The sequence below is a fragment of the Polyangium fumosum genome (genome assembly GCF_005144585.1).
In the GTDB taxonomy this organism is placed as follows: Bacteria; Myxococcota_A; Polyangia; order Polyangiales; family Polyangiaceae; genus Polyangium; species Polyangium fumosum.
The window spans coordinates 194004-214678 of sequence record NZ_SSMQ01000003.1 but is presented as its reverse complement, the minus strand read 5'-3'; the positions used below and the strand labels follow the sequence as shown (position 1 = coordinate 214678).

The 20675-nt window shown below is 69.3% G+C and carries 16 protein-coding genes; 9 read left to right on the top strand and 7 right to left on the bottom strand.

Going from position 1 to position 20675, the window contains the following annotated elements; genetic code table 11:
- Nucleotides 1-218 precede the first annotated feature (218 nt).
- The 3 genes from E8A74_RS51890 (at nucleotide 219) to E8A74_RS04760 (ending at nucleotide 2214) form a co-directional block, all read left to right on the top strand.
- Nucleotides 219-851, top strand: a complete 633-nt coding sequence (locus E8A74_RS51890) for a hypothetical protein (RefSeq protein WP_170228860.1) — start codon at nucleotides 219-221, stop codon at nucleotides 849-851.
- 178 nt (nucleotides 852-1029) lie between these two features.
- Nucleotides 1030-1623: a cytochrome-c peroxidase gene (locus tag E8A74_RS04765; protein WP_170228859.1), complete on the top strand. Its 594-nt coding sequence runs from the start codon at nucleotides 1030-1032 to the stop codon at nucleotides 1621-1623.
- A 60-nt stretch (nucleotides 1624-1683) separates the two neighbouring features.
- Nucleotides 1684-2214, top strand: a complete 531-nt coding sequence (locus E8A74_RS04760) for a sensor histidine kinase (RefSeq protein ID WP_136927711.1) — start codon at nucleotides 1684-1686, stop codon at nucleotides 2212-2214.
- A 22-nt stretch (nucleotides 2215-2236) separates the two neighbouring features.
- Here the strand turns inward: E8A74_RS04760 and E8A74_RS04755 are convergent, their stop codons facing one another.
- Together E8A74_RS04755 and E8A74_RS04750 are read right to left on the bottom strand one after the other, a co-directional pair.
- Nucleotides 2237-3466, bottom strand: coding sequence for a hypothetical protein (locus tag E8A74_RS04755; protein ID WP_136927710.1), 1230 nt, complete (start codon nucleotides 3464-3466; stop codon nucleotides 2237-2239).
- 172 nt (nucleotides 3467-3638) lie between these two features.
- A complete protein-coding gene (locus E8A74_RS04750; RefSeq protein ID WP_136927709.1) occupies nucleotides 3639-5105 on the bottom strand; it encodes an Ig-like domain-containing protein in 1467 nt (488 codons plus the stop codon).
- 110 nt (nucleotides 5106-5215) lie between these two features.
- Between E8A74_RS04750 and E8A74_RS04745 the strand changes: the two genes are divergently transcribed.
- Entirely contained in the window at nucleotides 5216-6130 is a 915-nt protein-coding gene (locus tag E8A74_RS04745; protein WP_136927708.1) for a dienelactone hydrolase family protein, read from the top strand.
- Nucleotides 6131-6138: 8 nt separating this feature from the next.
- Here the strand turns inward: E8A74_RS04745 and E8A74_RS04740 are convergent, their stop codons facing one another.
- The gene (locus tag E8A74_RS04740; protein WP_136927707.1) at nucleotides 6139-8001 is read right to left on the bottom strand and encodes a WD40/YVTN/BNR-like repeat-containing protein; all 1863 of its coding nucleotides are present in this window, start codon (nucleotides 7999-8001) and stop codon (nucleotides 6139-6141) included.
- A gap of 284 nt (nucleotides 8002-8285) precedes the next feature.
- Between E8A74_RS04740 and E8A74_RS04735 the strand changes: the two genes are divergently transcribed.
- On the top strand, nucleotides 8286-8867 hold the full coding sequence (locus E8A74_RS04735; protein ID WP_136927706.1) for a hypothetical protein: 582 nt from the start codon (nucleotides 8286-8288) through the stop codon (nucleotides 8865-8867).
- Between the two features lie 20 nt (nucleotides 8868-8887).
- On the opposite strand, the gene E8A74_RS04730 is transcribed toward E8A74_RS04735, so the two are convergent.
- The gene (locus E8A74_RS04730; protein WP_136927705.1) at nucleotides 8888-9265 is read right to left on the bottom strand and encodes an FHA domain-containing protein; all 378 of its coding nucleotides are present in this window, start codon (nucleotides 9263-9265) and stop codon (nucleotides 8888-8890) included.
- Between the two features lie 102 nt (nucleotides 9266-9367).
- Between E8A74_RS04730 and E8A74_RS04725 the strand changes: the two genes are divergently transcribed.
- Together E8A74_RS04725 and E8A74_RS04720 are read left to right on the top strand one after the other, a co-directional pair.
- Complete coding sequence (locus E8A74_RS04725; RefSeq protein ID WP_136927704.1) at nucleotides 9368-10048, top strand: TetR/AcrR family transcriptional regulator; 681 nt, start codon at nucleotides 9368-9370, stop codon at nucleotides 10046-10048.
- A 251-nt stretch (nucleotides 10049-10299) separates the two neighbouring features.
- Entirely contained in the window at nucleotides 10300-12408 is a 2109-nt protein-coding gene (locus tag E8A74_RS04720) for a PAS domain-containing sensor histidine kinase (protein WP_170228858.1), read from the top strand.
- Between the two features lie 4 nt (nucleotides 12409-12412).
- On the opposite strand, the gene E8A74_RS04715 is transcribed toward E8A74_RS04720, so the two are convergent.
- Both E8A74_RS04715 and E8A74_RS04710 read right to left on the bottom strand, forming a co-directional pair.
- The gene (locus E8A74_RS04715) at nucleotides 12413-13165 is read right to left on the bottom strand and encodes an alpha/beta fold hydrolase (protein ID WP_136927702.1); all 753 of its coding nucleotides are present in this window, start codon (nucleotides 13163-13165) and stop codon (nucleotides 12413-12415) included.
- A 38-nt stretch (nucleotides 13166-13203) separates the two neighbouring features.
- Nucleotides 13204-13623 (bottom strand): hypothetical protein, encoded by a 420-nt coding sequence (locus E8A74_RS04710; RefSeq protein ID WP_136927701.1) that lies wholly within the window; start codon nucleotides 13621-13623, stop codon nucleotides 13204-13206.
- 268 nt (nucleotides 13624-13891) lie between these two features.
- On the opposite strand from E8A74_RS04710, the gene E8A74_RS04705 reads away from it, so the two are divergent.
- Both E8A74_RS04705 and E8A74_RS04700 read left to right on the top strand, forming a co-directional pair.
- A complete protein-coding gene (locus E8A74_RS04705) occupies nucleotides 13892-14650 on the top strand; it encodes a hypothetical protein (RefSeq protein ID WP_136927700.1) in 759 nt (252 codons plus the stop codon).
- Nucleotides 14651-14704: 54 nt separating this feature from the next.
- The gene (locus E8A74_RS04700) at nucleotides 14705-15073 is read left to right on the top strand and encodes a DUF4180 domain-containing protein (RefSeq protein ID WP_136927699.1); all 369 of its coding nucleotides are present in this window, start codon (nucleotides 14705-14707) and stop codon (nucleotides 15071-15073) included.
- 7 nt (nucleotides 15074-15080) lie between these two features.
- Here E8A74_RS04700 and E8A74_RS04695 read toward each other — a convergent pair whose 3' ends face one another.
- Entirely contained in the window at nucleotides 15081-20645 is a 5565-nt protein-coding gene (locus tag E8A74_RS04695; RefSeq protein ID WP_136927698.1) for an Ig-like domain-containing alpha-2-macroglobulin family protein, read from the bottom strand.
- Nucleotides 20646-20675 lie beyond the last annotated feature (30 nt).

Genomic DNA, 20675 nt, shown 5'->3' with positions numbered 1-20675 from the left:
TCGTGCACCGAGGGGGTCGCCACGTGTCGACCCCCGCCGGTCATCGTCTCCCGAGGGGGTCGCCTCGTGTCGACCCCGGCGGGTCATCGTCTCCCGAGGGGGTCGCCACGTGTCGACCCTGTCGGCCCGAAGCTCGGTCCTCTGGGCATGGCCGACCTGACAGGCAGGTCTCCGCGGGCCTCAACAGTTCCTCAACAGGACCGCGGTAGGTCCTCTCCATGCTTCAAGACCGCATCCCCCTACCTTCAAGACCGCCTCGTCCTCCTCGCATCCTCGGAATCCCTCTGATCCTCGCGCTGACCTGGAGCGCCGAGGCGCGCGCCGACGAGCGCGGCAAGCACCATGCGCTGGGCCCGGAGAATGTGACCGTCACGGCGGGCGCGTTGTTTCCGACGTTCCTGATCTACGAGAACCCCGGCCCGTGGGTGGGCGCGGAGGTCGGATGGCGAACGAGCGCCCATACGCAGGTGGTCGCGAACGCCGGCATGAGCGTGATTTGGACCCAAGGGTCGCAACGGTACCTTGGCCCGCTCGGCGTCAGCCTGCGGGTCTTTCCGTGGAAAAACGTCGGACCGTGGGCCCAGGTCGGCCTCGGCGCGATCCCCTACGTCGAGCAAATGAGCGTCCTTTTGCCCCAGAGGATCGCCAGCGCCACCGACGTCGGAGCGACCCTGACGGCCAAGGTCCAGATCGGGGCTCGTTTCTGGGGGTTCGACCTTGGTTTGGGCGTGGATTTCAATCTGCTCCCCTCGCCGTTCTACGAGAAATACACCGGCATCGAGACCCTGCCATGGGACAACACCTTCATGGTGTGGCTGGGGAGGCAGGTATGGACCCGGAGGCCGTCGTGAAGGCATTCAAGACGTAGTCCCTCCTTGCCGCGCTGGTCGCCACCGGGTGCACCCTGACGCCGGATGCGCGAGAGACGCTCGCCTCGCTCCCCGAAAGCGTGCCGGCGCCGGACGACAATCCGACCACCCCCGAAGCGGTCGAGCTCGGGCGTATGTTGTTCTGGGATCCGATCCTCTCGTGGCCATCCCCGCGTACACCACGCTGTTCGAGGCGGCGTTCGGCGCGGAGAGCGTGAATGCGACGAACCTCGCCAAGGCGCTCGCGGCCTTCGAGCGCACGCTGGTGCCGAGGGACAGCTCGTTCGATCGGTACATGGCCGGCGACGACGACGCGATGACCACGTCGCAGATCCGCGGCCTGCACGGCTTCATTTCCCAGGGCTGCTCGGGCTGCCACTCCGGCCCGATGCTCTCGGACTACAAGCTGCACAACCTCAAGGTGCCGGCGCGCATCGGCGAGACCGGCTACGGCGAATCCGTATTCCCCGAAGCCGAAGGCGGCGCGTTCCGGACGCCATCGCTGCGCATGGTGACCCGCACCGCGCCGTACATGCACAACGGCGTGTTCGAGACGCTCAGCGAGACGGTGGACTTCTATCACAACATCGACCACCACATCAAAGTCGACCCGCTGGTCGAGGGGGACGTCGAGGTCGCGCATGGCCAAGGTGATGACATTCTCGTGTTTTTTGAGGCGCTCTCCGACGGGACGTTCGATCGAACGATCCCGGAGCGCGTGCCCAGCGGGTTGCCACCGGCGGGAGGAAGGTAATCATGACCGCCCGATTTAGCATGATCTGCGGTCGGCCGGGCGCTCGATGACGCCGAATACGTGAACGCCCTCGTCGATAACCTGCACCAGGGGACATTGCTCCGGCGAGGCCTCGAGTCCTCCGCAGCAGGCGTCGTCGACCTGTGCGAGATCGTGCAGCGGCTCGAAGCCCGGTTCGCGGCGCTTGGTGCCCTCCGCGGTGTGGAGGTGGCGGCGTCGTTCCCCGAACGGCCGGTGATCACGTCGGGCGCGCCCGCGCTGGCCGAGCGAGCGATCGCGAACCTCGTCCACAACGCCGTGCGCCACGGTCGCCACGGCGGTCACGTCGCGGTGATCCTCGAGCGGGAGGGCGACACGTTCGAGCTGACCGTCGCCGACGACGGGCCGGGCATTGGGCGAGATCAGCTTGCGAGCTTGCAGGAGGCCACGTTCGGCGGCGACGAAGCTCGCCCTCGGAGCGGCGGCCTGGGACTCACCGTCACGCTGGAGGCGGCTCGACGGCTTGGCTGGGAGGTCCGATTCGAGGCCGGTGAGGCGCCGGGCCTCCGCGTGGTCGTGGCAGGCGCGTGCCGGCCCGCTGGCCTCGGCTGATCTTGCTCGAGGCCGGATGCCGTCATGGCTCGACGTCGCGCGCGGCGAACTCCGCCGCCGCACGCTCGATCTCCGAGCGCGTCGAGGCCACGTCGTACGCGGCAGGCACCTGGGCGAGCGCCTCGCCCGTCGCCTGCAATACCATCAAGTTGAATGCCACGAGCACCTCGGCCGTGGTGAAGTTGCAATGCCCGTACCGGGGGATGGGGATCTGGATCGTGCCGAACTCGCCATGCGAGAGCAGCTTCACCTGGTAAAGGCTCTGGTGCCAGGAAGGGATGATCTCGTCCCCGAGGGTGTGCATGGTGACGAGGGGAATCGTCGGGGTGCCGGAGGTCTCGTAATGCGCGACGTTCGCGAGCGCGATCGGGCTGGCCGAGAAACGCTGGACCTTCTTGTTGAGCGCAATGTCGTTGAAGGATCCGTGATAGAAGCGCGATTGGTTGTCGAACGGGTTGCCGCCGAGCTGTGCGATGCCGTCGTTCGTGGCGAACACGTTGTACCAAAGGAGGCCCAGCGTCGTGTTCACGGCCGTCGCGGGATCGGCGATGTCGATCGGCGCCTTGGAGGTGCTGATGAGCTGGGCGGTGGCGAGGGGCCGCGCGGATAGCAGGGCGGCGATGCTCGGTGCGTACGTGGTCTCCCATTGCGCGAGGACCGTCGGCGGGATCGAGATCGGGCTCGGGGGCAGGACGCCCGGGAAGAAAGAATCGAAGAGCACCCGGAAGTCGCCCCAGAAATTGAGCTGCCGCCGGAAGCTGCCAATCGGCCCGCAAAGGGACAGGGCGCCGTCGAACCGCTGCGTCCCGAGCTCGTCTTCCGCCAGGATCGCGGTGACGAGTCCCCCTTCGGACGGCCCGGTCACATAGGCGCGGTCGAACGCCGACGGGAACGCGTCGATGAGGTTCCGGACATCCTCCACGCCCTCGAGGACCGCGAGGCCGTTGCGGCGGTAGCTGGTCGTGGCGAACGCATACCCCAGCGATTGCACGAGATCGGGCAGAACGGTGCCGTCCGCCATCACCAGACCATGATAATCGAGGGGGGCCATCGGCGGGACGTACCCATGGGCATACGCCACGACCTCGCCGTTCCACCCCTCGGCCGGGATGCAATACAAAGTACGGGCGCCCGAGAGCACCGGGCCCTCGAAGCATTCACCAGGTACGGCTGCCCGGCCGCTCGATGTGATGAGCGCGCCGCTCCCGATCAGCGCAAGTGAAAGCGCGAGACGAAGCACACCTCTCTTCATACGGTCCTCTCCCCCAGGGGACGACGTATCGTCCGCGATCGGAGGTGGAGGGTAGCACCCCGATTGGCTGGCGAGAGGAAAAGATGGTAAAGGGCGCGAGAAGGAAGAACCATTCGCGCTCATTTGTCGTGGACGCCGTGCGGGCCAACCGATGCCGTTGCGTGGATGAGTTCTAGCGCTTCTTCACCCGTCCGACCGAGCCGTCGTAGTGGCCCTCCCGCCGGACGTAATACACGAAGTAGAGCCACTCCTCGCCGCCGCCCGTCCGCGCCACGCTCGGCTCGCCGACCGCCACGATGTCGCCGGGCCCGTCGGGCAGCGCGTCGAGCCCGATCTCGACCACCGGATCGCCGAACGAGGCCGGCAGCGCCGGATCCCCGCCCGAATACGCGCTCGTCGAGATGTCGCGGAAGCCTCGCGAGAAATAAAGCTTCGACGCGGCCTCGTCCACGAAGGGCTGGAACTCCTCGACGTCGGGCTTGCTGATCGCGGCGACGACCGTCTCGGAGAACGTCGCGCCCGGCAGCGCGCCCGAGGGTTTGGCGACGAAGATGTCCTTCTCCACCGGCCCCTCGGTATCGAACCAGACGTAGCCGTGGCCGAACGCGGGATTCGAGTGGAATGGATCCAGCGGCACGAGCGGGAGCTGCGTGGGGGGGAAGGGGTCGGCGATGAGGAAGTTGTTCTCGAACGAATACTTTCCGAGGCTCACGGGGGCGCCGAGCTTCACGTCGGCCTGATACAGATCGGGCCCCGTGTCCGCCCCGTGCAGCGGGTCGAACGCGAAGAGCACGGACGCGGCGCCGTCCTTCGGCGCGCCGAGGTACGTGAAGCCGAATGGCGAATACGTGTAGCCGTTCATGTCGATCGCGATCACGAACGGCGCGGCGAACGAGCCGTCCGGCTGCCTGCGGAACCCGTACGCGGCCACGGGCGGCAAGGCGAAGAGCTCCTGCGCCACGCCGAGCTGGGGAATCGTGTGGTCGATCTTGGTCGGCGACAGGATCCGCCCCGCGCCGGGCATGTCGGGCCGCTCGGGGGCGGCGTACGGGCCATGCGTCGCATTGCATGTGGGCGACATCGGGCTCGCGGCCTCGCCCGTGCAGCCGGGCAGGTCCTTGCCTGCAATGCAGCAGAGCAGGTCGGCCGGTGAATACGTGCTCACGATGAGCCATTCTCCATCCGGGCTCACCTCGGCCGAGTCCTCCGTGCCGGCGGTATTGACGAGCCCGGGGACACGCTCCGGCTGCCCCCACGCCGCGCCCACGACCGGCAGCACCACGGCCGTCGCCTCCGCCGAGAGATCCGCGACCTTCGCCCGCACCACCACTTCCCCGGCGTCGCCCGCGGCGAGCGTGGGCTCGACCGTGACCCGATAGGCGCCCGGGGAGACCTCGGCGACCGCGCCGGCCGTGCCGCCCTCGGCCGTGAATTCCACCGAGAGCCCGGGCACGGGTTTCCCGTCGCTCGACGTCACGCGCGCCGTGACCTCGACGGGATACGGCGCGGGCCCATCTTGCCGCGCGAGATCGAGGTGGATCGACGCGGGTGTTCCCGCCGTGGGTTTCGAGGGATCGCCCTCCGAACCACACGCGGCGAGGGAAAAGGGGACGAGGAGCGCGAGGGATCGGTATCGCATCGAGCCATTCTAGACGAGCTTGCCCCCTCTTGTCTTCGCCCCAGACGGCGGCCGCGCGCGGACGAACGAAGGGCGTTCCCATGCGCGCGCCTCGGTGTAGAGTGCGCGCCATGAGGTTCGGAAAGCTCGAAGGTCTCTTTCGCTCGGCCCGCGCCCTCGCCGTGGGCCTGTCCGTGCTCGCCCTCGCCGGTTGCGGCGGCGCGCCCTCGCCCGATCCCGAAAGCGCCACGCCGGCGACCCCCACGCCCGCCGCGGGGCAAACCACGTCGCCCGCCGAGGGCATGCGGGGAACGCTCTCCGAGGAGGACTTCAAGGCGCTGCACCAGCTCGACGCCGCGAAAGCCCCGGCGCCGCGCGGCGAGCGCGTCACGATCGACGGCACGAGCGCCTACCTCAGCCTGCCCAAGGGGAAAACCGCGCCCCTGCCGGGCCTCGTCGTCATCCACGAATGGTGGGGCCTGAACGAGCACATCCAGCACTGGACCGACCGCCTCGCCGAGGACGGATATGCCGCGCTCGCCGTCGACCTTTATGGCGGCAAGACCGCGAAGAGTCCGGACGAGGCGATGGCCATGATGAAGAGCGTCGACAACAAGAAGGCGATGGCCACGCTCGTCGCGGCGCACGATTTCCTGGAGAAAGACCCGCGCATCCTGGCGAAGCGCACCGGCGTGATCGGCTGGTGCTTCGGCGGCGCCTGGTCGCTCCAGCTCGCCATGCACGAGCCCGACCTCGACGCGTCCGTGATCTATTATGGCCACCTCGTCACCGACCCGGCCGAGCTTTCGCCGATCAAGGCCGAGATCCTCGGCATCTTCGGCAACAAGGATCAGGCGATCCCGCCGGAGACCGTGAATACGTTCGACGCGGCCCTCACCAAGGCCGGCGTCACGCACACGATTTACCGCTACGACGCGCCGCACGCCTTCGCGAACCCCTCGCAGCCGCGGTACGACGAGAAGAGCGCGGCGGACGCCTGGGACAAGGTCCGCGCGTTTTTTCGGAGGAAGCTCGTATCGGAATGAGGCGCGGCTCAGGGCGTGCGGCTGCGATAGAGGCCGTACGCCCCGAGCGCGAACGTCGTCTCGCCGTCCGGGAGCCGCGCGACCATCCGGAGCGGGTCGCCGCCGGGTGTCTCCCGCGTCGCCCACGATTGCCCCCCATCCTGCGTCATCACGAGCGAACGCTCGCCGCCCTGCATTTCGAGCACGACGCTCGCGTGGGACGGCGTCGCGGCCGCGACCTGCACGATTCGAGCGCCCGGCGATCCTCCGGGCGCCTGCGGGACCCAGGTCGCGCCGCCGTCCTCGGTGCGCAGCAGGAGCGCCTCTCCCGCGGCCGTCACGCCGCCGGCCCACCCCACCTGCGTGCCGGGCGCGAAATCGACCGACACGAGTTTTTCTTCGTCGGGATTGCCGCCGCGCCGACCCACGAACGTCTCCCCGGCGTCGTCGCTCGTCAGAATGAGCCCCTTCTCGCCGACCGCGACGAGCCGGCCCGATGCGAGAAGCCGCATCGCGCGAATGTACGTCCCGTCCGGGAGCGAAAGCTCGCTGAACGTGGCCCCGCCGTCCTTCGACCGGTAGAGCGGGCGCGCATTCACGGCGCCGCGCGCGGTCGCGACGAACCCGAGGCCGCCCGGCCCGAGCAGGGCGGCCGCGAGCGGCTGCCCCTGCACGGGAAAACCGTCGTGGAGGATCGTCCTTCCGCCGTCCGCGCTGCGCAGGAACGTTTGCTGCACGGAGTCGCCCGGGAACGCGAGCCAGAGCAGATCCTCGTGCGCCGCGAGGGAAGGGGGGTGTGTCGAGATGTCCGTGAACGCCGGGAGGTCCGTCCCCTCGTCGAAATGGAACGCGTCGTCGGTGCGATAGAGCCGGAACTTGAACACCGCGGTCGTGTTCTGCATCGCGATCACGTAGCCACGCGCCTTCGTCGGGAAAAAGATCGCTTTGTTTTCGTTGAGGCCGTCGGGCCAATCCGCGGACATCGCGTTTTGCTCGATCGGCGCCGAGCTTCGCGCCCCGTCGGTCGAGCGGCGCAGCCGGTGCGTGAGCAGGAGCCCGTGGTTCGCGGTCCCGAAGCTGATGCGGTTCGCGCCGCGCCACGAGCTCTCGAATTCGGCGCCCCACGTGCCTTTCGTGAACGTCTGCCCGCCGTCGCCCGAGGACCAGACCTCGAACGTGGTGGGCATGTCGACGGTGTTGCAATAGGTCATCACGTGGAGCGAGCCGGGCGCGCCGGCGATGTGTTGTCCCCGTTTGCATTCGGGCGAGTACGACCCACGCGGCTCGAACGTATGGCCCCGCGTGGTCGAGCCATGGAGCGTCAGGCTGCCGGCCGCGTTCGGATCGTCGTCGGCCACCACGTACGCGAGCAGCTCGCTGCGCGAGACCCACAAGGAGTCGACCGAGCCGGGGTACACGAGGGGGATCTGCGTGTCCCCGTAAAACGCGCGCAGGTCCGGCTCCTGCGTCGCCCGGATCCGCGTCGTCGTGCCGATTTCGGTCGCGGCCACGAGATACCCCGGCCCCGCCTCGACCACCGTGCGTCCGCCGAAGGGAACGTACACGAAGGATGAATCGCCGCCCTTCGAATGATAAAGGCCGCCCTGCGCGGAGCCGCAGACCAGGCGGCCGAAGAAATGAATGCACCGCGTGAGCTCTTCGGGCGCCTCGGGCGAAGGGGCGAACGTCCCGCCTTCGTCGAGAGAAACCCAGGCGCGCCGCGCTCCCGTCAGCACGATCGCGTGCTCGTCCGCCCACACGAAGGCGAGGTCCTCGGTCGTGCCTGCGTCGACGCGCTCGAAGCTCTCACCGCCGTCGCTGCTGTGCAATACGAGCCCGCCCTGGCCGACGATCCACGCCTCTTTGCCGTCCACGTCCACGATGTCGCGCATGCGAAATGCGCTGGCGGGCAGGGGCGCGATCTCCGCCCAGAGAGGCTCTTCGCACGTATCGCCCCGCCGCACGAGCCCCGGGGCGCAGGGGGCACGCCTCGGGCTTACCGACATGAGGTCCACGAATTCCCGGGGACCCGGGAGGCAGGACGAGAGCGAGGCCGTCGAAAGGACGATCCCGATAAACGCGCATTTTCCTGCAAGCATCGGAGCGTCTCCTCGGCCCGCGGACAGCAAGGTGCATGCCCTTGCCTTGCGCTTCGAGCCCGGCGATGATGCGGGCCATGAAGATCATGCTCAAGCTCGAAAACCTGAAGACCGGCGAGACGTCTTTCCAGGAGTTCCCGGACGAGGAGGCGACATCGGCGTGGCTCCGCGAGCGCCCGCGCTTCACCGACGTGCTCGGCGTGGTCTTCGAGGGCCTCTCGCGCGAGCAGAACGACCGCCTGAAGGGCGCGATGCGGCCGCTCGACCCCGAGGAGCAAGCGGCCGAGAAGGCCCTCGCCAAGGTGCGCGAGAAGGCCGCCGAGGAGCAAGCGCTCGCGCGCGAGAAGGAGAACGAGGCGGCGCGCGCGGCGCACCGCGAGGCGCAGAAGTCGCTCGACCCGAACCGCCCGATGGAGGTCCGTTTCCGGTACGACACGGGCCTGCAGCTCGCCGATCAGGACGATCCGCGCGGCATCTCGGACGAGGTGCGCGCGGCGTGCATGGCGTGGATCGAGGAGCGCAACGAGTGGGTCGCCTCGCGGGGTCAAATCGTGGGCGAGGCCAAGATCACGGTCCTGCCCGGCGCGCTCCCGAAGCCCGGCGCCGACCGCGTGCAGCATGGCTCGTTCGTCCCGGTGACCGGCCCGAAAAAAGCCTGAGGCGGGCCGGTCTGTCCGAATTACCCATTCCCTGAGGGCGCGCCGTCCTCGTGGCCTCGCCCCACGATGGCGAGGCTCCGCGCGTCGGCCTCGTCGGCGCGCGCGAGCTCGAAGACGATTCGACCGATCCGGATGCGCGCGCCGGGCGAGAGCTCCTGCGATCCCCGCACGAGCGCATCGTTCACGAACGTGCCCGAGGTGCTCGCGACGTCCTCGATCGTGACGCGCCCTTCCTCCACGGTGATCCGCGCGTGCCGCCGCGAGACGGTATCCGACACGAGGCGGATATCGGCGCCCTCCGTGCGCCCGAAGACCTGAGCGCCCTCGCGGAGCGGGACGATGCGCCCGAGGTCCCGCGGAGGCTCTTCGAGGACGACGAGCGCGAACGACGTGGCCATGCGCGGAGGGTACCATGGCCGTAAGTGACCATTGGTCCCGTCCGCGCTTGACGACGGATCGACGGTCGCTTACGACCGCGGGTCCGTTACGGGGTCGTCGACATGCGCAGCACGAGCAAGCCCCAGGCGGGCGAGGGATGGCAGAGGGCGCACAGCGCCGAGCAAAAGGAGCAGCGGCGGGAGGCGATCCTCGGGGCCGCGGCGGAGCTCTTTCGGGAGCGATCGATGGCCGACATCTCGATCGGCGAGGTCGCCGAGCGCGCCGGGCTCGCGAAGGGCAGCGTCTATCGATATTTTTCCACGAAAGAGGAAGTCTTCCTCGCGCTCTTCCTCCAGGCGCTCGGCGCTTGGTTCGACGAGGTCATGCCTTTGCTCCGGGGCCTCGGTCGCGATACCTCGCCGAATGACGTGGCCGCGCTCGTCGTGCGCACGCTCGCGCCGCGGGAGCCCATGCTGCGGCTCCTGGCGAGCAACTCTTGCGACATCGAGCAAAACCTCTCCCTCGAGGCGGCGCGCGCCTCGAAGCGGTGGGAGCTCGAGCATATCGTCCTCGCGGGGGAGGCATTCGAGGCGGCGCTCCCGGCCTTGCCCGAGGGCGGCGGGGTGCGGGCGATCCTGCGGCTCGGCGCGCTCGTCTCGGGCCTCTGGCCGATGGGGCACCCGGTCGGGCCCATGAAAAAGGTGCTCGCGGCGCCGAAGATGGCCCCGCTGCGCGTCGATTTTTACGGCGAGCTCGAAGCCTCGTTCGGAGCGCTCCTCGCCGGCATGTGCCGCGCGTCGTGAGCCTCGCACGGCGGGGACACACGGGCAAACGCCGGTGGGGGGCCGTCGCGGCGCCGGCGTGAAGCTGGGATCGCGGCCGTCCTTCCTGGAGGATGGGGTTCATCAGGCGATGCCGGATTCGACAATCCGGGTTCCGCCCGCTCGAAGAGAAATCCGTCTTCTGACAACATCTCTCGTTGCCTTCACCCAGGAGTTCACGCGGTCGCGGCAAACGCTGGAATCCGGGGGCTGATGCAGCCCTCGCGCCCTTCGTGTTTGCGCTGCACGCGTGCCGGAGGTCGAAGGACGTCGCTGCCGCGGTCGCCGTGGAGGGCGTGCGGGCCCTCGGCGCGACGTCGGGCTCGCTCGCCGTCCTCGTGGCCGACGAACTCTCCGTCCCTGGCACGAATGATCCGGCCCCGCGGGGGCTCGCCGCGGCGCTCTCCACGCCGGGGCCCACGCGGTTGCGGATCGCGGGGCGCGAGGCGTGGGCGGTGCGGCTCGCCGTCGGCGACAGAGTGCTCGGCGTCGTCGCTTTCGATGGGCTGCGCCGCGAGGGGCCCGCCAAAGCACGTTTGTCCCGGCTCGCGCAGCATTGCGCTCCGGTGCTCGCGCGGGTGCTCGCCGAGGAGGCGGAGCTCTCGGCGTTGCGGCAGAGCCGTGAGCTGCTCCGCGCCGTCACGGAGGGCACGCACGATTGTATCTTCGTCAAGGATCGGGACCTCCGGTACGTCATGATCAACGCGGCGGGCGCGCGGGTCTTCGGGCTCGTGCCCGAGGACGTCGTGGGCAAGGACGACAAGGCGCTCTTCGCGCAAGTCGACGCGGAGGAGATCGCCCAGCGCGACCGGGAGATCCTCACGAGCCAGCGCACGAGGATCTACGAATGCACGTCGACGACCAGCCATGGCGCGACGCGGTCCTGGCAATCGACGAAAGGGCCCTGGTACGACGAGGAGGGGCGGGTCGTCGGGCTCGTGGGCATTTCGCGGGACGTCAGCGCGCGGAGGAAGGCCGAAGAGGCGCAGCGGCTCCTCGCCGAGGTGAGCGGCATTCTCGGCGCCTCGCTGGAGTACGAGAGCACGCTCGCGGCCATGGCGCGGCTCCTCGTGCCGGCATTCGCCGAAGGGTGCACCATTCACGTGGAGGAGGCCGGCGAGCGGTATTGCCTCGCGGCGCTCGGGCGGGGGGCGGCGTTCGCCGAGGCGCTGCTCGACCTCGTCGCGCCGGGGCGCGCGCTCGGGTTTGGCGAGCTCGACCCGACCACGCGCCGCGAGCTTGAAGCGCGCGGCATTCATTCGCTGCTCGTCGTGCCCCTCGTGATCCACGGGCATGCGCTCGGCCACATGACGCTCCTCGGCGGCGCGCCCGGGCGCTTCATGGCGGAATCGGAGCGCGCCCTCGCCGAGGACCTCGCGCGGCGCGCAGGGATGGCGATCGATCGTGCCCGGCTTTATCGAGCGGTCCAGGAGGCGAGCCGGCTGAAGGACGAGTTTTTGGCCGTCATCTCGCACGAGCTCCGCACCCCGCTCACGGCGATCCTCGGCTGGACCGGCATTCTGCGGCGGGACTCGGTGCCGGAGGCGAGCCGCGGCAAGGCGCTCGAGACCATCGAGCGCAATGCGCAGGCACAAGCGCGCCTCATCGAGGATCTCATGGACATGACGAGCATGCTCGCGGGCACGCTCCAGCTCGACGCGGTGGACCTCGACCTCGCGCAGCCGCTCACGCAGGCCGTGCGCGCGATGGGCCCGCTCGCGGACGCGAAAGGGATCCGCCTGGAAACCGCATTCGAGAGGAGCGGGCCGCTCCCCGTCTTCGGCGACGACCTCCGGCTGCGGCAGGTGATCGAGAACCTGCTCGGCAATGCGCTCAAATTCACGCCGCCCGGGGGGACCGTCGAGATCGGCTGCCATCGCGGCGACAAGGCCCTGCTTTGGGTGAAGGATGACGGCGTGGGGATCTCGCCTGCGACCTTGCCGCATGTCTTCGAGCGTTTCCGGCAAGGCGACAGCTCTTCCACTCGCAGCCATGGCGGGCTTGGCCTCGGCCTTTCAATCGTGCGGTATCTCGTCGAGGCGCACGGCGGCGCGGTGGTCGCGGCGAGCCCGGGGAAGGGGCTCGGCGCGACGTTCACGGTCGAGCTGCCGTTGCGCGTCGCAAAGGCCTCGGAGGTCACCCTCGTGGAGGGATCCCCCGCGCCGCGGCGCGACGAGGCGCGCGTGCTCGTCGTCGACGACGCGCCCCCTTCCCGCGAGCTCGTCACGAGCATTTTCAAGAGCGTCCGCCCCGACGTGACCGCGGTTCACAAGGTCGCGGAGGCGGTCGTCGCGATGGCCCCGAAGCTCCCGCCCTCCCGGCAGGATACGGGCCGATCTTGAGCGGTCATGGTGTCCGCAAGAAGCTCCTCGCCACGCGGACGAACGATTCGCGCTCCTCGAATGCAGCGCCGTGGCCGGCGCCGGGCAGGACCCACAGCTTCGCGTCGGGGATCGCGCGATACATCTCGACGGCGAGCTCGACCGGATAAAGCGGGTCACGGTCGCCGTAGACGATGAGGGTGCGTGCCGTGATCGTCGCGAGGTGCGGCGGCGTGAAGCTCATGTCGTCGTGGCGCGCGGCGAACGCGCGGCCCTGTTCCCACAGCGCCACGATTTGCGCGTCGCCGCGCGCGTGCCGCTCGCGCATGTCGCGCCAATCTTCTTCGGACCTTCCTTCCACGGTCATCTGCCGCATGAGGGCGCGCGCTTGCTCGGGAAAGTACGGGGCCGCAGCAGCGATCACCATGGCCTCGACGCGGCTCGGCTGCTGCGTCGCCATGTGCAAGAGCACGTTGGCGCCGCCGCTGATGCCGAGGGCGCGGAATCGATCGATCCCGAGCTCGTCGAGGAGCGAATACATGTCGCGCGCGACGTCACGAAAGAGGAACGTGCCGCGGGGATTTCCGGAACGGCCGTGGCCGGGCAGGTCGGGGACGATGGCGCGGAACCCTTCGTGGAGGGTTTCGCCGAAATGACGAAAGTCGCGGCCACATCCGGTGAAGCCGTGCAAGAGGACGAGCGGATCGCCCTCGCCGTGGATGTCGACGTGCATCTCGATGTCGCCGCGGATGTGCATCTGGCTGCTGTGTACGCTCATGGTCGAACACCTCTCCTTCCGGCGAACGGGAGGGTCCCTCATTCGCTCGTGGCGTCGTCCTTCATGTAGGCCTGCCAGGCTTCGATGTCGTACAGGCCGAGGTGCGCGATGGCTTCGCCGTAGGTCCGGATGAGGTCGTCGAACGAGGCGCTCCTGTCGCCCTCCGGGTCGACCCGGATTTGCATTCCGACCCAATCGACCCATTCGACCGGAGTGGGCGCGAATTGACGGAAGTAGGCGGTCTTCTCCTCGGCAGAGCGGCCTTTGGCCCATTGCCACCACGCCATCAAGTAGCTCTCACCGTTGCCCATGCGCCAGTGAATGCTGTACCGCGGGATCGCCGGATACCGGAGCCACGGCGGGAGCGGCGAGGTGCGCCCCTGCGCGCGGAGCTCCCGCTCCAGCAACGCTTGATCCTCCGCCTCCTCATCGAACGACTTGTCTTTGTCCTCCGCCACGAAACCCTCCTCGCGGGCGTCCAGGGGCGCGCCGCAGCGCCGGGCAGTGTCGGAGACACGTCGGGGTGGTGTCAAGTCGTTCGCTTTGGATAGGTGAGCGCGCCCGAGCGGTCGACGCGGGATTTCTGGAAATGCACGCGGAGCGTTTGTTCCAAGCAAGCGGCCGCGCACGGGTTTCTCAGCGGATCAGCGTGGTCCTTGCTTTGCAACCCCTCGGGCGGCTGCCGTCGTGGGCAGTCGTGGAAAGTCCAGGATGGAGGGAATGCCCATGCGTTCATTCACGATCGCGCGTGCCGCGGTGCTGCCTCTCTTCGGCCTCGTGCTCGTTGCTTGTTCGGTTGGGGGAGACGAGGATCTCGCGCTGGGGCGGGGGAACGCGTCGGGCGCCGAGAAGGGCCGAGAGCCCCAGGTGCCCTCGAAGGGCCGAGAGCCCCAGGTGCCCTCGAAAAGCCGAGAGCCCCAGGTGCCCTCGAAAGGCGGAGAGCCTCAGGTGCCCTCGAAAGGCGGAGAGAAGGACGACTCGCTGGCTGACGACGTGGAGTTCGTTCCGGTCGAGGGCGACGCCGGTCACGTGACGGACGGCGCGTTGTCCGAGGGCAAGGATGTCGAAGGCAAGGAAATCGAAGGCAAAGGGATCGAGGGCAAAGGGATCGAGGGCAAGGAAATTGAAGGCAAAGGGATCGAGCCGTCGGTGCCAAGCGACATCGGCAAGGGCGGGGTGACGAAGGAGCATATGCCGAGCGAGGTCGGCAAGGAGGCCGGCGCAAAGGAATCGGATCTCCCCTCGAAGGGCGACATCTCCTCGAAGGGGGCTTTCGGCTCGAAAGGTATTCTCCCCTCGAACGCGGTTCGCGAGGTGAACAGCGCTTGCCCGAAGGCGCAGGGGGTCGAGGTCGTCGGGGCTTGCGTGCAGGCGCTCACGTACGCGAAAAACCCGGAGACGGGCGAGTGCTGCGTGTATGCGACGCCCTGCGACGTGCCGAAAACCTGGGAGGCGTCCTTCGTGGCGGAGGCCGTTTGCCAGTAGCGTCGTTGCGGCGCGATTGACAAGACGCGATCCCCTCGGCTTAGATGCCCGGCCATGGAGCCTGTCATCGTGGACGAGGGGGGCGTGACGGTCGTGGAAGGCCAGCCGGACCAGGCATTTCTGACGAGCGCGCGGGACGTGGATCGCGTGATCGAGGCCTGCTTCGGGAGCAGCGCCGGGTGCGTCCTTCTTTACGCGTCGAACCTGCCGGCGGCCTTCTTCGACCTCAGCTCGCGCGTGGCCGGGGACATCCTGCAAAAATTGAGGAACTATCGGATCCGGCTCGCCGTGGTATGCCCGCCGGGGAGCGTCAGCCATAGCAGCCGGTTCGGCGAGATGGTCACCGAGGAGAACCGCGGGGAGCATTTCGGGATGTTCGAGACCCGCGCCGAAGCCGTGGAATGGATCCACGCCTTCGCCTGAAGCGCGCTCATTTCGCGCCCACCCGCACGTACGTCCCCCCCGTGCGACCGAGCGTCTCCGGCGTGTACATCTCTTCGATGTGCGTCGGCGGTGCCACGAATCGGCCGACGTGGGCCGCGCGGGCGAGGTAGCGGAATTTCCGGATGCCGGCGGGGAGCCTGTCGATGAAATAAACGACGCGGTCGTCGCGCATTTCGCGCCGCTCGGCCGGCGTCGCCTCCAGGCTCGCGAGCCACGGGCCGCCGACGTGGTGGGCGAGCCGCAAGGGTTCGAGGCCGCCAGGGACCGGGTCTTCGAGGACGACGAAGCGGCGCGGCTCGCGGGTGACGACCTCGATCTCGCAAAGCACGACCTGCCCGGGATCGAAGCGGGGCTCGGCCTCGGCGCTGGCCGCGAGGACGGGGCCGCCGAGGTCCGCGACGGGGCGGAAGGATTTGGTGACGTAAAACCCGGCGTCGAGCGGCTCGCGTGGAATTTCCAGGCGGGCGTACCGGAGGATGGCCTCGTAATGGAGGTGGCCTCCGCCCGCGGCCTCGAACGTGAGCGGCGCGCCGCGGCCGCGAAGGAGGGCGGGCATGGGCACGAAGGCCGTGCGGCGGATTTTGCCGGATTCGCCGCCGAGGGGCGCGTCCGTGAGCAAGGTATCGCCGAGGAAGACGTGCGCCTCGACGGGATCGAGGGGCGCCGGGTTTTTCTTGCGGTATGCGTCGAGCGCGAGCAGGGCCCAGGCGGCCTCGTGGGTCGTGCGGTAAGCGCCGCCGGCGCGCGCGTCGACGAGGCCACGCGCGAGGCGGGCCGCGAGCGGGTGCGCGGGGTTCGTCGCGACGAGCGCGCGCAGCGCCGCCGCGTCGGTGCGCACGCTGGAATCGAAATCGTGCGAGGGATGGGTCTCGGACGCGCGTGCCAGGTGTGCCGCGGGGCCGTCGATACGGATGTTCGTTTCGAGGTCGCGGCGGAGCTCGCGGGCTTCGTCCGCGTCGGCGCGGCCTGCAAGGACGAAGGCGTGGAGCAGCAGGGCGCGCGCGAAGAGAGGCAAACGCGCACGTTCGCCGAAGAGCGCGCGCATTCGGCTCTCGTCGGCGTGTCGGGCCCCGGCGAGCACGTCGAGCGCGAAGGCGGCTCGTTCGAGCGCGGAAGGGTCCGCCGCGGGGAAGGGGGCCGCGAGGCTCGCTACGAGAGCGCGGGTCGCGCGATCGAGGGCGCCTTCGGGCACGGGCAAGCCGCGGCGGTGCGCTTCGTCGAGGCCCCATAACGCATAGGCCGTGATATAAAAGTCTCCTTCGGAGGAGCCCGGCCAGAGGCCGAAGCTCCCGTCGTTTTGCTGGTGCGTGAGCAGCCGTTCCACCGAGGTCCGGAGCGCGGCATCGACGTCGCCGCTTTTTTGCGGGCCCGTTTTTCCGGGCACGAGCGGCACGCCGAGGGAATCGGCGAGGTCGCGGAGCGCGAGGAGCGGGACCATGCGGCTCACGGTTTGCTCGGTGCATCCGTACGGGTATTCGACGAGCTGCTCGATGCCCGCGCCGAGGCCCGCGAGCGGGGTCGAGGCGAGGGATATCGTGAGGCCGCCGGTGTCATTTCGCAGGCCCGCGAGGCTCCCGAGGCGCTCGGCGATGGCCGAGGACGTCTCGCCCGTGAGGGTCGCGGTTTCGAGCGTCGTGGGTACGCCAATCTGGGCGTCGAGGTCGACGCCGTCGGATTCGTCGTCCAGGCGGGCATCGAAGGAGAGGCGCGCCTTTCCAGCGGCGTCGGCGCGGAAGGGAAAACGCACGAGCGCGGAATGCTCGGGGTCGACCGTGGCCTCGCGGCGCATGGGGCCCGCGGGCGTGAGGCCGCCCTCGGCGCTCGCGGTCACGACCGTTTTGCCGCCGGGGATGTCGAGCGTGGACACGATCACGGATGCCTCGAATTGGTCTCCCGCGCGCAAGGCCAGAGGAATGCTCGGGCGGGCCATGAGGTGCTTCGACGTGACGACGGTGGAGTCGTCCGAGCCCGTACGATCGTCCTCCGCCACGGCCACGGCCATGAATCGATAGGCCGTGAGGCCGTCGGGCAAGGTGATGCGGCGCTTCACGCGGCCTGTCGCGTCGGTGAGCAGATCCGGGAGGAAGGCCACGGTTTGTCGGAAATCACCGCGTCGGGGGCCGATGCTGGTCGCGCCCATGCGGACCAGGGGTGGCTTGGAGCGGTGGTTTCCCGAGAACGTGCGGAGGAGGTCGTTCCGTACGTCCTCCGTTGAGACGCTCCCATCCCGGGGTGCATAAATCGCGCGGAAGGGTTCGGGCGTGAGGTAATAGGTGACCATGAGCGAGCCCTCGTCCGCGGCCCACAGGGTGACCTCGGCGCGCACGGGTTTGCCCGCGGCGTCCTTGGTGATGACCTCGACGTCGAGCGTCTCGCCGGGCGCCGCCTGGAGCTTGCTCGGGCGCACCTCGACGTCGAGCTTGCGGGCCTCGGCGCTGACCTCGATCGGAGCCGAGCGCGATTCCGAGCGGTTGCCGAGGAACGTGGTGACCGTGATGTCCGCATTGGGCATCATGGAGAACGTGACCGGAATCTCGACGACCGTCTGCGTGCCCGCGGGCGCGAGGGACACGACGCGCCGGAAGAGCAGGCCCTCGCGCTCGACCGTGACGAGGGCCTCGGTCGTCTTCGAATGCGGAGAGTCGAGGACGACACGGGCGGTTTGTCCGACCTGATGCTTGATGTGCTCGATGCGCAGGGCGAGCTCCGGCGGCGGAGGAGGCGGGGGCGGAGGCGGTGGGGGCCGCGGGGAGGCGGGGGGCGGGCTCGCGGGCGTGGTCGGGCGCTCGACGCGGAGTGAATACGAGGCTGCGGCGCGGCGGCCCTTTTCGTCCTTCGTCGTGGCGCGGACGATGATCTCGGGGTCGTCTTCCGTCTCGACGCTCTGCGCGGGAATCACGAAGTCACAGCCGACGGGCGCGGGGCCGCTCTTCACGTCGCAGGCGCCGAGCGGGCTGTCTTCGACGACGATGCCTGCGCGGCCGACGCGGCGGCGCGAGAATTCGAGATGGACCGGGCGCGCCTGCCGGTCGCCCGCCGAGGTCACGACGAGCACGGTCGGCGTGATCTTGTCGCCCGGCTTGACTGAATTCTGCTCCGGGACAGCGAGCGCGACGAGGACGCTGGCGGGGTGAACGAGCGCGCTGCCCTCGGCGTAGCGCGTCTCCTGGTTGAGATCCGTCACCTCGACCTTGCAGGCGACCGACTCGACCGCCGTTTGGCCGGGCAATACGACCGGGACCACGAGGGAGAAGGCGCCCTGGCCGTCGAGCTTGCCCGTGCCCCGGGCGATCTGCGCCCCGGGCGCTCGCACGTCATGCTCGGTGAGCACGTACTCGGTGAGGCCCGGGACGCTGGGCTCGCCGAGGCCGCGGGTCACGACGATCGAGGCGCGGCCGCCGGCCATCGGCGCGCCGTAGAGCATCTCGCCCTGCGCGGTGCAGGTCATCCGTTCGCCGGGCTCGTAGACCTGTTTGTCGAGGAGCGCCGTGGCCTTGCTCTCGACGGGGCGGTAATGATCCACGGAAAAGCCCCAATAAATGCGCTCCCCGTCGAGCTCGGCCTCGGCGCGGTAATACCCGAGCGGGGCGTCCTCGGCGAGGGGGACGAGGGTGGCGAAGGTGCCGAAGCGCGAGAGGACGTGGCGCGAGGTGCTGATGGGGCGGCGCTCGGGGTCGAGGATGCGCAACGTGACCTGACGGCCGCTCGGCGTATCGAGGCCCGCCGTGACGGGGACGCGGAGGACGCCTTTGAGCTCCACGCGTTCGCCGGGGCGATAGATGCCGCGGGCGGAGAAGAGGCGGCCGACGGGCTCCGGCGCGCGAGGGACGGTGAGGGATTGGTACATCCAATCGTCGCCGCTCCGCGCCACGACAGCGAGCTTGGCTTCGGGCGCGCCCGCTTTTCGCGGGGGAATCCGCAAGGGAATGGCCGCGAGGCCCTTGTCGTCAGCAACGGCCGCGCCGAGGATCGAGGGGTGGCCGCCGCTCGGAATGTGGTGGACTTCGACCCGCGCACCTTTCACGGGCGACGTGCTAGAGAGGCGCGTCAGCCAAACGAGCGCCTCGTCCGGGGCGATCTTCGTCAAGGGGCCGAGGTCGGTCAATTGCATTTCGTGTTCGACCGTCTGCGGCGGCTGCCCGGGCGCGCTGCGATACGTCCCGCGGACGAGCACCGGGCCGCTCGTGATGCCTGGGGGCAAGTGGTCCTGGACGGCGAGGTCCGACCAACGGTCCTGATTGCGTTTGCCCGTGCGCGGCGCGAAGCTCGACGCGGGCGAGAGCGGGACCTGGGTTCCGGCGAGCCGCGCGAGGGCCTGGGTCGGGTCGAGCGGGAGCAACGAGACGGTCGCGTCGACGGTGTTCGTCACGCCAATCGGCAGAATGCGCTGTTCCGGGGCCCAGTATGTGCCCCGCGCGCCGATGACGAGGTTGGCGGGCGTGTCCCCGAAACGAACCTCGCGTTTCACGGCCATCGGGAGGCGCTGGCCGTGGATGTCCTGGAAGGCGCGGCGGGCGCCGCTGGTGCGGAGTTCCAGGCGATAGGTTTGGCCGGGCGCGAAGTCTCCGCGGATGTAGACCTCGCGGCTCGATTCGCCGTCTTCGTAGGCGCCGCTCACGTAATACGCTTCGGGGAGGGGTTCGATGACGATGGCGCGTTCGAGGACCTCGTCCGAGACGGGCGTCGCGAATGTGAGCGTGAGCGTGCCGAGGGTCGGGTCGCAGCGATCCTTTTCGAGGGGATGCGGCTGGCAAGTGACGGAGACGAGGCCCGCGGGGCCGAGGGTGCGAAATCGGATTTCCTCGGTCTTGCCCGCCGGGAGCTCGCCTGCGGCGCCGCGGAGCGAGGCGTCGATACGCACGACGACGTTCGTGTCGCGCGGGAGCGGGGCGCGCGGGGCGAGGACGGCGCGATCGTCGGTCACCTCGACGATCGAAAATGGGACGGGGCCGCGGCCCGCGTCGATCGTGACGGCCCGCGTGACCTCCGCGGCTTTCACCGGTTGCGTGAAAAAGATCGTGATCGGCGCGTCCGGGCGAATGCTGGTTGCGCCCTGCGCGGGCTCGCTGCCGGAGAGGGTGGGCCGCGGGGTCGCAAACGAGAGGACGAACGGGGCTTCGAGGGCGCTGCCGTCGAGCGCGCGGGTGCCTGCGGGGACCTCGACACGGAAGGGCGTCGCGGGAGGAAATGGTTTTGACGGGACGAACTGGAGCGCGCTCGATCCGACCCAGGAGAATGCGCCCGGGTGGGCCGGGGTGATCTGAACCGGGGCATCGGGCGCGTCGGGATCCGCGCCGAGCGCGCGCATGGGCTTGCTGAAGACGAGCGTGATTTCAGGGCTCGCGCTGGTGTCGCCGTTTGGGCCGGCGAAGACGACACGAAGCGGGCCGGCCGCGGGGGGGCGCGGGGCGAGGGCCGCGCGAGGGGCGAGCTCGCCCCGGACGGGCGCCGCGGGAGGTTTCAGCGGAAGTGCGCCGGGAAAACAGGCCGCCGAGACGGCGGCGAGGGCAACGAGCAAGGAGGCGGCGGGCGAGGGGCGGCGGAAACGCATGAGGACTCCGAGAGCGACAGGTGAGGACGC

Bases quoted from the DNA above. Each gene is read 5' to 3' on its own strand.
- E8A74_RS51890 (WP_170228860.1), top strand. From the start codon at position 219: ATGCTTCAAGACCGCATCCCCCTACCTTCAAGACCGCCTCGTCCTCCT.
- E8A74_RS04755 (WP_136927710.1), bottom strand. From the start codon at position 3,466: ATGAAGAGAGGTGTGCTTCGTCTCGCGCTTTCACTTGCGCTGATCGGG.
- E8A74_RS04750 (WP_136927709.1), bottom strand. From the start codon at position 5,105: ATGCGATACCGATCCCTCGCGCTCCTCGTCCCCTTTTCCCTCGCCGCG.
- E8A74_RS04745 (WP_136927708.1), top strand. From the start codon at position 5,216: ATGAGGTTCGGAAAGCTCGAAGGTCTCTTTCGCTCGGCCCGCGCCCTC.
- E8A74_RS04740 (WP_136927707.1), bottom strand. From the start codon at position 8,001: ATGCGCGACATCGTGGACGTGGACGGCAAAGAGGCGTGGATCGTCGGC.
- E8A74_RS04735 (WP_136927706.1), top strand. From the start codon at position 8,286: ATGAAGATCATGCTCAAGCTCGAAAACCTGAAGACCGGCGAGACGTCT.
- E8A74_RS04730 (WP_136927705.1), bottom strand. From the start codon at position 9,265: ATGGCCACGTCGTTCGCGCTCGTCGTCCTCGAAGAGCCTCCGCGGGAC.
- E8A74_RS04725 (WP_136927704.1), top strand. From the start codon at position 9,368: ATGCGCAGCACGAGCAAGCCCCAGGCGGGCGAGGGATGGCAGAGGGCG.
- E8A74_RS04715 (WP_136927702.1), bottom strand. From the start codon at position 13,165: ATGAGCGTACACAGCAGCCAGATGCACATCCGCGGCGACATCGAGATG.
- E8A74_RS04705 (WP_136927700.1), top strand. From the start codon at position 13,892: ATGCGTTCATTCACGATCGCGCGTGCCGCGGTGCTGCCTCTCTTCGGC.
- E8A74_RS04700 (WP_136927699.1), top strand. From the start codon at position 14,705: ATGGAGCCTGTCATCGTGGACGAGGGGGGCGTGACGGTCGTGGAAGGC.
- E8A74_RS04695 (WP_136927698.1), bottom strand. From the start codon at position 20,645: ATGCGTTTCCGCCGCCCCTCGCCCGCCGCCTCCTTGCTCGTTGCCCTC.